The sequence below is a fragment of the Tenacibaculum sp. DPLXC6 genome (assembly GCF_056815515.1).
This window is the reverse complement of record NZ_CP141806.1, coordinates 893,671-906,929: the sequence shown is the minus strand read 5'-3', so window position 1 is coordinate 906,929 and position 13,259 is coordinate 893,671. Positions and strand designations below refer to the sequence as shown.

14 protein-coding genes are annotated in these 13,259 nt (G+C 31.6%); 6 read left to right on the top strand and 8 right to left on the bottom strand.

Annotation, left to right across the window (positions count from 1 at the left end; genetic code table 11):
- Positions 1-47: 47 nt before the first annotated feature.
- Positions 48-1,304, bottom strand: coding sequence for an exo-beta-N-acetylmuramidase NamZ family protein (locus VCM48_RS04030; protein ID WP_482271716.1), 1,257 nt, complete (start codon positions 1,302-1,304; stop codon positions 48-50).
- Positions 1,305-1,440: 136 nt separating this feature from the next.
- Between VCM48_RS04030 and VCM48_RS04025 the strand changes: the two genes are divergently transcribed.
- Positions 1,441-2,676: an ABC transporter permease gene (locus tag VCM48_RS04025; RefSeq protein WP_482271715.1), complete on the top strand. Its 1,236-nt coding sequence runs from the start codon at positions 1,441-1,443 to the stop codon at positions 2,674-2,676.
- A 22-nt stretch (positions 2,677-2,698) separates the two neighbouring features.
- On the top strand, positions 2,699-4,057 hold the full coding sequence (locus tag VCM48_RS04020) for a pyridoxal-phosphate dependent enzyme (RefSeq protein ID WP_121147415.1): 1,359 nt from the start codon (positions 2,699-2,701) through the stop codon (positions 4,055-4,057).
- A gap of 236 nt (positions 4,058-4,293) precedes the next feature.
- Here the strand turns inward: VCM48_RS04020 and lipA are convergent, their stop codons facing one another.
- The 5 genes from lipA to VCM48_RS03995 form a co-directional block, all read right to left on the bottom strand.
- Positions 4,294-5,163, bottom strand: coding sequence for a lipoyl synthase (gene lipA / locus VCM48_RS04015; protein WP_274641046.1), 870 nt, complete (start codon positions 5,161-5,163; stop codon positions 4,294-4,296).
- 38 nt (positions 5,164-5,201) lie between these two features.
- On the bottom strand, positions 5,202-6,422 hold the full coding sequence (locus tag VCM48_RS04010; RefSeq protein ID WP_482271714.1) for an Nramp family divalent metal transporter: 1,221 nt from the start codon (positions 6,420-6,422) through the stop codon (positions 5,202-5,204).
- Positions 6,423-6,434: 12 nt separating this feature from the next.
- A complete protein-coding gene (locus VCM48_RS04005) occupies positions 6,435-6,563 on the bottom strand; it encodes a hypothetical protein (protein WP_482271713.1) in 129 nt (42 codons plus the stop codon).
- A 28-nt stretch (positions 6,564-6,591) separates the two neighbouring features.
- Entirely contained in the window at positions 6,592-7,155 is a 564-nt protein-coding gene (locus VCM48_RS04000) for an RNA polymerase sigma factor (protein ID WP_482271712.1), read from the bottom strand.
- A gap of 219 nt (positions 7,156-7,374) precedes the next feature.
- Positions 7,375-7,578 (bottom strand): membrane or secreted protein, encoded by a 204-nt coding sequence (locus VCM48_RS03995; protein WP_099216576.1) that lies wholly within the window; start codon positions 7,576-7,578, stop codon positions 7,375-7,377.
- A 129-nt stretch (positions 7,579-7,707) separates the two neighbouring features.
- On the opposite strand from VCM48_RS03995, the gene VCM48_RS03990 reads away from it, so the two are divergent.
- From VCM48_RS03990 to VCM48_RS03975, 4 genes are read left to right on the top strand one after another with little or no spacing between them, the layout of a single operon-like run.
- Positions 7,708-9,030, top strand: coding sequence for a sulfatase-like hydrolase/transferase (locus tag VCM48_RS03990; RefSeq protein ID WP_482271711.1), 1,323 nt, complete (start codon positions 7,708-7,710; stop codon positions 9,028-9,030).
- 2 nt (positions 9,031-9,032) lie between these two features.
- Positions 9,033-9,791, top strand: a complete 759-nt coding sequence (locus tag VCM48_RS03985) for a YHYH protein (RefSeq protein WP_482271710.1) — start codon at positions 9,033-9,035, stop codon at positions 9,789-9,791.
- Positions 9,791-10,384, top strand: coding sequence for a toxin-antitoxin system YwqK family antitoxin (locus tag VCM48_RS03980; protein WP_482271709.1), 594 nt, complete (start codon positions 9,791-9,793; stop codon positions 10,382-10,384). The genes VCM48_RS03985 and VCM48_RS03980 overlap by 1 nt, the downstream gene beginning before the upstream one ends.
- Positions 10,368-11,021 (top strand): SCO family protein, encoded by a 654-nt coding sequence (locus tag VCM48_RS03975; protein WP_482271708.1) that lies wholly within the window; start codon positions 10,368-10,370, stop codon positions 11,019-11,021. The genes VCM48_RS03980 and VCM48_RS03975 overlap by 17 nt, the downstream gene beginning before the upstream one ends.
- On the opposite strand, the gene murB is transcribed toward VCM48_RS03975, so the two are convergent.
- Positions 11,018-12,025: a UDP-N-acetylmuramate dehydrogenase gene (gene murB, locus VCM48_RS03970; protein ID WP_482271707.1), complete on the bottom strand. Its 1,008-nt coding sequence runs from the start codon at positions 12,023-12,025 to the stop codon at positions 11,018-11,020. The genes VCM48_RS03975 and murB overlap by 4 nt on opposite strands.
- A complete protein-coding gene (locus VCM48_RS03965) occupies positions 12,026-13,216 on the bottom strand; it encodes a pyridoxal phosphate-dependent aminotransferase (protein ID WP_482271706.1) in 1,191 nt (396 codons plus the stop codon). It abuts the gene before it with no gap.
- Positions 13,217-13,259: the final 43 nt, after the last annotated feature.

Here is a 13,259-nt window from a genome sequence, read left to right as displayed (position 1 = left end):
CACAAAATAAAAATATAGTTAACTGTTAGTAAATTGCTACATGGATATTACTCATACAACAAATACTGCTCACGTACTTTTTTAAAATTATCTAAATCTTGTTGCCAACTAGTTTTAATTTCTTTTTTTGAAAGCCCCTGTTCAATTTGTTGTTGTAGCTTTTTAGTACCTGCTAATTTGATGAAAAAAGAATTGAAAAAATCTTTTTTAGGAGATTGTTGATAAGCTTTTAATAACCAGCTAAGGTTTAAGTTAGCTAAACGTTCTGAAGCGCTTAAATCTTCTCCAAAACACATCTTTTCTTTATGTTTTGGATGCTTTGCTCCTTCGTTGGGCTGTGGCGTAAAGCTAAAGTCAGATTTTTCTAAAAAAGGTGAACCATACACTTGAAACTGTTTATTGGTGCCTCTTCCAGCAGATACATTGGTTCCTTCAAAAAAACACAAACTAGGGTATAAGTTTATCGAAACATCGTTTGGTAGGTTAGGAGATGGTTTTATTGGTAAACTATACGTTGATTGATGTGTATAATTTTCTAAAGGAATTACGGTTAAGTCACACTGAATACCATTCGCTAACCATTTTTCTCCGTTAATCATTTGTCCGTATTCTCCAATCGTCATTCCGTAAACTACAGGAACAGGGTGCATACCTACAAAGCTTTTATGCTCAGGTTCTAAAACAGGTCCGTCAATATAGTGACCGTTAGGATTAGGTCTGTCAAGTAATACTACTCGGATTCCAAGTTCAGCACAAGCTTCCATTACATAATGTAGCGTAGAAATATAAGTATAAAAGCGAGCCCCCACATCTTGAATGTCAAAAACAACAATATCAATTCCATTCAATTGTTCTGGTGAAGGTTTTTTGTTTTTTCCGTACAAGGAGATGATCGGAATCCCCGTTTTTACATCTTTTCCATCAGCTATCGCTTCACCAGCATCAGCTTTTCCTCTAAAACCATGCTCAGGAGCAAATACTTTTTGCACGTTAATTCTATCGTAATTATGTAAATAATCTACTAAGTGATGTTGTACTATTTCAGACCCCATAATGTTAGGTGCAACTTCAGCTCGTTGTAATACTTGTAAAACAGAGGTTTGATTTGCAACTATGGCAATATTTTTATTTTTTAAAAGAGGAAGGTATAGGTCAGTTCTATCAGCACCCGTTTTAATTGTTTTTGGTTTTTCTTGTTTTATAACTTCTTTAGCGGTAGATTTTTTTTGCTGTTGTGCACAAGAAGAAAATTGAAAACTCAATACTAAAAAAAGTAAAAAAACGTAATTAAAAGAAAGCTTCATCTATAAAAAATTAAAACATAAAGGTACAGATTTCTATTTTTTAAGAATAATAAAAGTTAAAGAATTAAAACCTAGGTATTCTTCTCTTTCTTTACATAAGAATTAATTACTTTTGGTTTTGTAAAAAAGAAAACATTTGAATTTCGAACTATTCATAGCAAAACGAATCATTGCTGGAAAACAGTATAAAAGCAGTATTTCATCACCAATTATTACCATTGCCACTATTGCCATTGCTCTTGGTGTAGCTATTATGTTAATAGCAGTGTCAATTACCTCAGGATTCCAGAATAAGGTGCGTGATAAAATGACAGGCTTTAAAGGACATATTCAAATTGTAAATTACGATAATAACAATTCAGATGTTTCCACAGTTCCTATTGATATTAACCAAGAGTTTTATCCAGAATTTAAAAATATTGAAGGCATAAAAAAAGTACAACCTTTTGCCAATGTAGGAGGAATTATAAGAACTCCAACTGATTTTGAAGGAATCATTTTTAAAGGTGTTACTGCTGATTATGACTTTACTTTTTTTAACGAATGTTTAGTAGAAGGTCGTTTACCAGATTTTTCGCAAGATAGAAATAGAGAAATTATAATTTCAGAATCCATAGCAAACCGATTACATTTTAAAGTTAACGATACAATTCAAACTTGGTTTGGAGCAGAAAATAGTAGTTTGAAGTTTAAGTCTAGAAAGCCAGTTATTGTAGGAATATACAATACAGGTTTTGAACAGTTTGATAAGATTATGTTGCTGGGCGATTTAAGAGAAGTTCAAAAAATTAATCGTTGGAAAGATAATGAGATAGGAGGTTTTGAAGTATTGATTGATGATTATGATAAGCTTAAAGAAAAAGGAGATGAAGTATATACAAGTATTGGTGCAACCCTAAATAGTATTACAATTGTAAGTAATTATCCTGCTATTTTTGAATGGTTAAAGCTACTAGATAATAACGTGTGGTTTATTATCGGAATCATGGTATTAGTTGCAGGAATAAATATGGTAACAGCATTGTTAGTGCTTATTTTAGAGCGTGTACAAATGGTCGGTATTTTAAAAGCATTAGGAAGTGTAAATTGGAGTATCCGAAAAATATTTTTATACAATGCTTCTTACTTAATTTTAAAAGGGTTGTTCTGGGGAAATCTTATTGGGCTTAGTATTCTCTTAACTCAGAAATATACGAAGTTAATAAGTTTAGATCCTGAAACCTATTATGTGTCAACAATGCCTGTAGATATTAATTTCTTAGCAATTTTATTGTTGAATGTAGGTACGTTAGCATTGTGTTTTTTAATGCTAATTGTTCCTTCATACATCATCACAAAAATCCGCCCTTCAAAATCCATTCGATTTGCTTAGTTTTGCATAACATTAATTAGATATGAAGTACGCAAAAAATATATTAGAAACTATTGGTAACACACCTTTAGTTCAGTTAAACTCAGTAACAAAAGAAGTAGATGCTTTAGTATTAGCTAAGGTAGAAACGTTTAATCCAGGAAACTCTGTAAAAGACCGTATGGCACTTAAAATGATTGAAGATGCCGAAGCAGATGGTCGTTTAAAACCAGGAGGTACTATCATTGAAGGTACTTCAGGAAATACAGGAATGGGATTAGCATTAGCAGCTATTGTAAAAGGGTACAAATGTATTTTTGTAATCTCAGATAAACAATCTAAAGAGAAAATGGATATTCTACGTGCAGTAGGGGCAGAGGTAGTTGTTTGTCCTACGAATGTAGAGCCGGATGACCCTCGTTCATATTATTCTGTTTCTAAACGTTTAGGTGAAGAAACACCAAACTCTTGGTATGTAAATCAATATGACAATCCGTCAAATGCACAAGCACATTACGAGCAAACTGGACCAGAAATTTGGGAACAAACAGATGGTAAAATCACACATTTTGTAGTTGGAGTAGGAACAGGAGGAACTGTTTCAGGTACAGCTAAGTTTTTAAAAGAAAAGAATCCGAATATTAAAATTTGGGGAGTAGATACGTACGGATCTGTATTCAAAAAATATCACGAAACAGGTATTTTTGATGAGAATGAAATCTACCCATATATCACTGAAGGTATTGGTGAAGATATTTTACCTAAGAATGTTGATTTTTCTTTAATTGATGGATTTACAAAGGTAACCGATAAAGATGCTGCTATTTACACCCGTAGAATAGCTAAGGAAGAAGGTATTTTTGTAGGTAATTCTGCTGGATCAGCAATTAAAGGATTGTTACAATTAAAAGATGAGTTTAAACCAGATGATGTAGTAGTAGTGTTATTCCACGATCATGGAAGTCGTTATGTAGGAAAAATGTTTAATGACGATTGGATGCGTGATAGAGGCTTTTTAGAAGAAGAAATTACTACTGCGGAAGATTTAATTAAAGATCATATAGATAAACCGTTAGTAACTGTTCAAACAGAAGAATTAGTGTCTCATGCTATCGAAAGAATGCGTGCATTTAAAATATCACAAATTCCTGTAAGAGACGCAAATGGATTTGTAGGCTCTGTAGATGAATCAGCATTATTACATAGTTATTTAGAAGATAAAAACATAGCAGAAAAGCCTATTAAAGATGTAATGGGTAAAGCATACCCTACAGTTAAAAAATCAGCTTCTATTGATGAGGTTTCAAAGTTAATTAATAAAGAGAACCAAGCTGTATTAGTTGATTTAGAAAACGGTAAACATCATATCATAACTAAATATGATATTATTAGAGCTATTTAAGTAACTTTATTATAAATACAAAAACAGGAAGCCCGCTCAATTGAGCGGGCTTCTTTGTTAATCAACTAATTCAAATAATTTACACAATGAAAACAATGTTACTTGCTTACGGTATTGTTGTTTCCAATATCTGTGCCAAAATTATAAATAAAAAGGCGTACTTTATTTAATTTTTAATTATTTGACATTTTTTTAACGTTAAACCGTTAAAAAGTTAAGGATATTTTAATTTAAGGTTAGCTAGCGTGTTTATGTGCTTTGTATGAAGAACGTACTAAAGCACCGCTTTCTACATACATAAAGCCCATTTCTAATCCTAATGTTTCGTATTTTTTGAACTGTTCAGGAGTTATAAATTCTTTAACAGGTAAGTGTTTTTTACTAGGTTGTAAATATTGTCCGATAGTAATAACATCTAATCCAACACCACGTAAATCTTTCATGGTTTGTATTACTTCATCTTCTGTTTCTCCTAAACCAAGCATAATTCCAGATTTAGTACGCATTCCGTTTTCTTTTAGGTATTTTAAAACACCTAAACTACGATCATATTTTGCTTGAATACGAACTTCACGAGTTAAACGGCGTACTGTTTCCATATTATGAGAAACTACTTCAGGTGCTACTTCAATGATTCGATCTATTAATTTTTCGTTTCCTTGAAAGTCAGGGATTAGAGTTTCTAAAGTGGTATTAGGATTTGCTCTACGGATAGCTTGTACTGTTTCAGACCAAATAATAGAACCTCCATCTTTCAAGTCATCACGGTCAACCGAAGTGATTACAGCATGTTTAATATTCATTAATTTAATAGAACGAGCTACTTTCTCAGGTTCATCCCATTCAACAGTATCTGGGCGTCCTGTTTTAACACCACAAAATCCACAAGAGCGTGTACAGGTGTTACCTAAAATCATAAAGGTAGCAGTACCTTCTCCCCAGCATTCTCCCATATTAGGACAACTTCCGCTAGTACAAATGGTGTTCAGTTTATATTTATCAACTAGTCCTCTTAGTTCCGTGTATTTTTTTCCTACAGGTAATTTTACACGTAACCATTTTGGTTTTTTCGTTCTTTCTGGTGTTGCTAAAGTTTCGTTTGCCATTCCATAAAAATTGAACTGCAAATTTACGAAGAAAAGATTTATAAACTAAGTAAAAACCAAATACTAAATCCGAACAAAAAAACAATACCTATAAGACTCAAGATACGTAACCCTATACTTGGTCTGTATTTTTTAGGAGTGTGTTTACCAGTAATTAATATATAGTTGAGAATAGCATAAAAAGGAGCTGTTAAAAAAGATAAAACTGTGGCTATTCGTACAAGAAATACCATATCACTTAAAAAATAATATAAAATAATAGAGGTTCCAAGTGTTAACAATATCAACCAAAACCAATACCCTAGTTTTATTTTTTTTGAAAAAAGTAAAAAAGAAGATTTTTCCATAGCTCTTGGAGAAGCATCTAATGTTGTAATGGTAGTGCTAAACATGGTTGTAAAAGCTGCAACACCAATGAATACAGAAGAAAATTCACCTAAGTTTTTTGTGTATAAATTTATTAGTTGAGAAGCAAAAACAGTTCCTTTACTAGAGAATGATTCTCCCGACTGATACATAACTAATGCACCTAACATAACAAAACAAACCCCCAAAAATAAAGCTCCAATATATCCAACATTAAAATCAAAAATAGCTTGTTTAGGTTTTATTTTTATAAAAGTAGTTTTGTCTTTTTCTACTGACCATAAAGAGTGCCAAATAGAAATATCTAACGGTGCAGGCATCCAGCCAAGGAAGGCAATTAAAAAGGTTACCTGTGCTGTTCCACTTGGTACTATTTGTTGAAAACTAAAGCCTTTATCAGTTTTAACTAATGCAATGTTAACGGCTACTATAGTGCTAATGGTTAAAATAGCAATAATGTATTTCATTAAGTTATCTAAAAACTTGTATTTACCTATACCTAATAGAACAATACTAACGAGCATGATAAGTATTGACCACGCAACTAAATCGAGTGAAATACCGAAAAGATTAGAGGCTAAACTAGCTGTAACAATAGTAACAGCTGCTTGTATGGTAAACATAGTAGCAAGATTTAAGATAAAGTAGCTGATTAAAACTCCTTTACCGAGTCTTTTATAACCATCTAAAAGTGTTTCCCCTGTTGCTGTAGCATATCGAGGACCAAATTGAAAAAAAGGGTATTTGATAATGTGTACTAGGAGTAAAGCCCATAGTAAACCAAAGCCAAAATCGGCACCAGCTCTAGTTGATTGTACTAAATGAGAAACACCTATGGCAGCACCAGCAAATAATAGTCCAGGGCCTAATAGGTTTAAGAGAGATTTTTTCATGAAAAAGAGAGCTTAAGAGTTTAAATAGTCACCATCTTTTAACTTTTCAAACAAAGTTTCTAGATGCTTTTTTTCTTCTCTTTTTGGTTGAAATTCTTTTTTATGTAGATATTTTCTTGTTGCATTAAACTGTAAAATCATAAAGTTTTGATTTTTATGGTTTTGCAATTTATGATTTCTTTATTATTTCAGCTAATAATTTTTTTGCACGTAATAATTTTACTTTTACATTATTTATCGGTTCCCCAATTTGTTCAGAAATTTCTTTATAACTTAATTCTTGAAAGTAACGAAGGTTGATGACATCTTGATACTTTGGTTTTAATTTTTTAATGTCTTTTAGAAGTTTCGCTAAGTTTTGTTCAGTAATAATTTTGTCTTCAGGAGAAGGAGCGTCATCAACAACAGCATACACTTCTTTTTCTTGTTCTTCAGTTGTTTGTGTATATATGGTAGATTTTTTCTTTCGAAGAGAATCGATGTATACGTTTTTAGAAATTGTAATTAACCAAGTTTTAAACTGATAGTTTTCATCAAAAGTTTCAATTCTGTCAAAAGCTTTGGAAAAAGTTTGAATAGTAATATCTTCAGCATCGTTATCATTTTTAGTTTTTTTAAGCTGAAAAGCGTACACGGTTCCCCAAAAAGTATCTAACAAATAATTAAAAGATATTTGATTTCCTTTTTTCGCTTGTTGAATGTGGTGGAGTACTTTTTCTTGATTTATTTCCAATGCCTAGGTTTCGAAATTTGATTTGATATAAAGATACTAATTTGCAGCAATACTATACAAATATCAAGGAAGGGTAATAAGAAAACAAAATTTTCTTAATGGACATTTCCAAGATAGAAATGTTGAATAAATATACTACCTGTAGAGTTATAACTACTACAAAAGTGTAGATAGTATTTTAAATATTATAAAAAAAGTAAATAGTTAAGCGGTGCTTACTTAGTTATGTTGAGGCTCATTACAAGTATCAAACTGGTCAGGGGTTTTACCACAAAATCCGCAAGCTTCACCGCTTTCGTTTAGCATTGGGTTTTGACTAGCACATGTACCAGCAAATTCCCCGTCTTTTTTTGCCCAAATTTTAATGGCAATTCCTGCAAAAGCTAAAGCTAATAATCCTATGGTAACAAAAATTAATTTCATGATGTATTATTTTGTGCTACAAAGATACGAACTTCCCCTTTTTTAATAGAATTAAAATATCTAAGATTTAAGTAGATGTGATTTTTAAACCTTTTTTAGAAGTAATAGTCTTAACTAAAACTATTAAAAATGAAACGAATACTTAAACCTCTAATTTTAGCATTAATTATTATGCAGTTTTCTTCTTGTGGAAATGATACTTCAACGATTACAGAAGAAGAGAATTCAACACCAATTGAAGGTTCAAAACCTAATATTTTATTGATCATAGCTGATGATATGGGGCTTGACGCAACTCCAGGATTTAATGTCGGTTCAGAAAAACCAAACACTCCCAACCTTCAAAATATGATTAACAACGGAGTTCGTTTTACTAATTTATGGTCTTATCCAACGTGTACACCAACAAGAGCAAGTATTTTAACAGGTAAGTACGGTTTTCGAACTAACGTTATGAAAGTAGATGATGTTATGTCGACTTCAGAAACATCTTTACAACAGTTTTTAAAAAGTAATAATTCAGGTTATAGTAATGCTGTGATAGGAAAATGGCATTTATCTAGAGATACGAATCATCCTACTCAAATGGGAGTTGATTATTATGCAGGGTTATTAAATGGCGCTGTACAATCTTATACAGATTGGAGTTTTACTCAAAACGGAGTAACAAATACTTCTAATGAATATACAACAACAAAATTTACAGATTTAGCAATTAACTGGGTAAAGAATCAAGAGCAACCTTGGTTTTTATGGTTAGCATATAATGCACCACATACACCGTTTCATTTGCCTCCAACAAATTTACATTCTCATGGTAATCTACCAACAGATGAAGCAAGTATTAATGCAAATCCGTTACCTTATTATTTTGCGATGATCGAAGCAATGGATTCAGAAATAGGAAGGTTGTTAGATTCAATGTCTCAAGCAGAAAGAGACAATACAATTTTTATTTTTATAGGAGATAACGGCACACCAAATCAAGTAATACAAGAATACCGAAGTAGAAGAGCAAAAGGAACAGTATATCAAGGTGGAGTTAATGTTCCTATGATAATTTCAGGTAAAGGAGTTAATAGAATTAATCAAATAGATAATAATTTATTAAATACGGTAGATTTATTTGCAACGATATCAGATATTGCTCAAACAGGCACAAAAGAGCATTTTGATAGTAAGAGTTTTAAAGGGGTATTTGAATCTTCTGCAAGTTCAATAATCAGAGATTTTGCGTATACAGAAATAGGCAAAGAAATAGGAGAAGATGATATAACGATTAGAAATGCTACACATAAGTACATACGTTTTACTGATGGAAGTGAAGCATTATATAATCTAAATGATGATTTTTTTGAAGTAAGTAATTTGTTGAGTTCATCTCTTAGTGAGGGAGATCAACAACAACTAGATAATTTAAAAGAAACCCTTAACAACTTAAAAAATAATTAATTATGAAGAATTTTAAATTAATAGGAAGTTTATTAATTGGAGTATTTACGTTTATAGCTTGTGGCTCTGATAATGATCTAGGAAATGATGATTCTACAAACGAAACAGTATATGACATTAGAAATATACTATCTAAGTTTGATAATATAGATGCTGTCACTTATTCAGTGTCTGGTAATACACTTACAATTCAAACAACAAATTTACCCAATCATAAAAGCCCATATTGGGGTGTTGGACACGAAATGTACGAAGCATATAACGGTACAAACCCTGAGTGGAATCAAAACCCTGGCTCAATTGGAGAACAAAATATAACGTTTATAATTCCATTAAACCCCTCAGAAGCAGAAAACAAATCGCCAACTCCAATGGGACCGATTGGAATAGCTAGAAACGGAATTGTGTTTTTTAATCAATATGCAGCTGGAGGAGCTCCTTTAACTAATGAAATAAATTCATTTGATCAATATCTAGGGCACCCAGCAATGACTACTTATCATTATCATATCAAACCTAAATTTTTAACTGATACTTATGGAGAAGATACATTTTTAGGATTGCTTTCAGATGGATTTCCTGTTTATGGACCTTCTGAAAATGGACAAACAATTACGAATGATGATTTAGATGCATATCATGGACATGTTTCACCAACGGCAGATTTTCCTGAAGGGATATACCATTATCATATTACTAATGAAGATCCGTATTTAAATGGGAATGGTTTTTTTGGTGCACCAGGATCTGTAACTAGATAATGAGAAAACAACAAGCAAAATATTTATTACTCTTTATAGTACTTCTAGTTTCTTGTAAATCTAAAGAGACTAGAAGTGCTAATTCCATAGATTTAATAGAAAAAAGTAGCACAGACGAATCTTTTACTTTAAAAAATGGGGTTTTGTTATACGAAAACAACTCTTTTTCTGGAATTGTAAACACATTTTATAATACCGGAGAATTAAAATCAAAATCAAAATATGCCTTAGGAAAAAGAGATGGAATGTACAATGGATGGTATCCTAATGGAAACAAGTCTTTTGAACGATTATATACCAAAGGATTAAAATCTGGAGTGCATTTAGGTTGGTATGAGAGTGGTCAGCCAAAATTTAGTTATTATTTTAATGAGCAAGGAGATTATAATGGAGAAGTAAAAGAATGGTATCCAAATGGACAATTGTATAAAGTATTTAATTATACTAATGGTAGGGAAGAAGGAAGTCAAAGAATGTGGCAACCCGATGGTAAGATTAGGGCAAACTTTGTTACCAAAAATGGGGAACGATTTGGTTTAATAGGTTTAAAGAAATGTTATTCAGTAAATATAGAAGATGAAGTTATTAGGTAAATTAGTAATATTAGTTTGTATACTACTTGTTTCATGTAAACAGAAAAAGGAGGTAGATAAAGAGTTAACTTTACCGTTTTTTAATTCTGCAGAATTTACTCCGGAATGGATTCATAAAGAAACTACTGACTATAAAAGCGTTCATAAGATACCAGAGTTTTCTTTGATTAACCAAGAAGGTGAGAAGGTTACTAGAAAAACATATGAAGGAAAGATTTATGTAGCTGATTTCTTTTTTGTAAGCTGCCCTGGAATTTGCCCAATTCTTGAAAAGAATATGAGTAAACTTCAAGAAAAGTTTAAAGAGGATGATGAAGTTTTACTATTATCTCATACTGTAATGCCGACCAAAGATTCAGTGCCTGTTTTAAAGCAATATGCAATAGATAACAATATAGACTCTAAAAAGTGGAATTTAGTAACTGGTGAAAAAAAACATATCTATGATTTAGCTCGCAAAGCTTATTTTGCCGATCAAGATTTTGCGAAAACACAAGATGAAGACGCTTTTGTACACACAGAAAATTTTATCCTAATTGATAAAAAAGGAAGAATAAGAGGTGTATACAATGGAACATTAGCATTAGATACTAAACGATTAATAAAGCATATTGAAATACTAAAAAAAGAAGGTTAAATCACATTTACCTCAATCTCTAAATCAATATCAAAATTTTCTTTAATGGTATTCTGAATTGTTTGAGCAAGTTGATAGATGTCTTTTCCACTAGCATCTCCATAATTAACTAAAACAAGGGCTTGTTTTTCATGTACTCCATAGTCACCAAAACGTTTTCCTTTAAATCTGCTTTGTTCAATTAACCAACCTGCAGGTACTTTAATTTCAGCATCAGAAATAACATAACTAGGAATGTTAGGGTGTTTTTTCTGAAGTTTTTCAAAATGTTCTCTGGAAATTACTGGATTTTTAAAGAAACTACCACTGTTTCCTATTTCTTTTGGATCTGGTAATTTTGATTGACGTATGGCAATTACAGCATCAGAAATATCTTTTATAGTTGGATTTGTAATATCTTTTGAAGCTAACTCAGACTCAATAGCTCCGTAGGAAGTATTAAGTTTGTGATTGTTTTTAGTCAATTGAAAACTAACAGAAGTTAACACATACTTACCTTTTGCTACATTTTTAAAAATAGAGTTTCGGTATCCAAATTGACATTCTTCCGTAGAAAAAGAAATCAGTTTTCCTGTTTCAATTTCAACCGCTTCTACTTTTGTGATAGTGTCTTTTACTTCAACACCGTAAGCACCAATATTTTGGATAGGACAAGTACCTACATTTCCAGGGATTAGAGATAAGTTTTCTAGCCCACCGTAGTTTTGAGAAACACACCACAACACAAACTCGTGCCAGTTTTCACCAGCATTTACTGTTAGGTAAATATTGTTAGGGGTTTCTCTATCAATAGAAATCCCTTTAATATCAATATATACAACTAAGGTGTCAATATCTTTGGTAAGTAACATGTTACTTCCACCAGAAATTAAAAAGATGTCTTTTTCCTCTTTTAAAAGTTGTTGTAGTTGGTATACAGAAGTAATAGAAACAAAACGTTTGGCATTTACATCAATGCCAAACGTGTTGTACTCTTTTAAAGATATGTTTTCTTGAATATTCAATTAACTATTATATTTTTCTAAGGCGATTTTTAATATCTCAACTGAACGTTTTAAATCGGCTTTGTTTAAAACATAGGCAATACGCACCTGATTTTTTCCTTCACCTTTAGTAGAATAGAACCCACTTGCTGGGGCAACCATTACTGTTTCGTTATTATCGTTGAATTTTTCTAAAATCCACTGAGCAAAATCATCACTGTCTTTTACTGGTAATTCAGCAACACAATAAAATGCTCCTTTAGGATTTGCAACTTTTACTCCTTCAATTTTTTGTAACTCAGAAATTAAGGTATTTCTACGATCTTCATATTCTTCTATAACTTCATCAAAATAACTTTGAGGAGTGTCTAAAGCAGCTTCACTGGCAATTAAGGCATAGGTTGGAGGGCTTAGACGTGCTTGAGCAAATTTAATAGCTGTTCCAATAAATTCTTCATTTTTAGAAACAATACAACCAATTCTTGCACCACACATACTGTAGCGCTTCGATACAGAATCAATCATAATTGCGTTTTGCTCTAGCCCTTCTAAAGCCATTACTGAATTGTGCTTTTCACCATCGTATGTAAATTCACGATACACTTCATCAGCTATTAGAAACAAATCATGTTTTAACACAATTTGTTTTAGTTTTTCAATTTCTTCTTTGCTATATAAATATCCAGTTGGATTTCCTGGATTACAAATTAAAATTGCTTTAGTTTTTGAAGTAATTAATTTCTCAAAATCTTCAATAGCAGGTAAAGCAAAGTTGTCTTCAATTTTAGAAATTACAGGAACAACATTTACTCCTGAAGCAGTAGAAAAACCATTATAGTTTGCATAAAAAGGTTCAGGAATAATAATTTCATCTCCTGGATCGGTAATACTACCAATAGTAAATAATAAAGCCTCTGAACCTCCTGTAGTAGCAATAATATTATTAGCCGTTACATGAATATCATTTTTAGCATAATAGTTGGCTAGTTTGGTTCTGTATTCTTCTGAACCTTCAGATCTGGCATATGATAATACTTCAATAGTATTATTTTTTACTGCATCTAAAGCAACTTGTGGTGTTTTAATATCAGGTTGACCAATATTTAAATGATAAACTTTTGTTCCATTTTTTTTAGCAGCCTCAGCAAAAGGAACCAATTTACGAATTGGTGATTGAGGCATAGCATTTCCTTTACTAGAAATTGATGGCATTTTAATATAAATTAGTTGTTTGAAAAGCAAAATTGCGAAATAT

Bases quoted from the DNA above. Each gene is read 5' to 3' on its own strand.
- VCM48_RS04010 (WP_482271714.1), bottom strand. From the start codon at position 6,422: ATGAAAAAATCTCTCTTAAACCTATTAGGCCCTGGACTATTATTTGCT.
- VCM48_RS03975 (WP_482271708.1), top strand. From the start codon at position 10,368: ATGAAGTTATTAGGTAAATTAGTAATATTAGTTTGTATACTACTTGTT.
- VCM48_RS03990 (WP_482271711.1), top strand. From the start codon at position 7,708: ATGAAACGAATACTTAAACCTCTAATTTTAGCATTAATTATTATGCAG.
- VCM48_RS03965 (WP_482271706.1), bottom strand. From the start codon at position 13,216: ATGCCATCAATTTCTAGTAAAGGAAATGCTATGCCTCAATCACCAATT.
- VCM48_RS03995 (WP_099216576.1), bottom strand. From the start codon at position 7,578: ATGAAATTAATTTTTGTTACCATAGGATTATTAGCTTTAGCTTTTGCA.
- VCM48_RS03985 (WP_482271710.1), top strand. From the start codon at position 9,033: ATGAAGAATTTTAAATTAATAGGAAGTTTATTAATTGGAGTATTTACG.
- lipA (WP_274641046.1), bottom strand. From the start codon at position 5,163: ATGGCAAACGAAACTTTAGCAACACCAGAAAGAACGAAAAAACCAAAA.
- VCM48_RS03980 (WP_482271709.1), top strand. From the start codon at position 9,791: ATGAGAAAACAACAAGCAAAATATTTATTACTCTTTATAGTACTTCTA.
- VCM48_RS04005 (WP_482271713.1), bottom strand. From the start codon at position 6,563: ATGATTTTACAGTTTAATGCAACAAGAAAATATCTACATAAAAAAGAA.
- VCM48_RS04030 (WP_482271716.1), bottom strand. From the start codon at position 1,304: ATGAAGCTTTCTTTTAATTACGTTTTTTTACTTTTTTTAGTATTGAGT.
- VCM48_RS04020 (WP_121147415.1), top strand. From the start codon at position 2,699: ATGAAGTACGCAAAAAATATATTAGAAACTATTGGTAACACACCTTTA.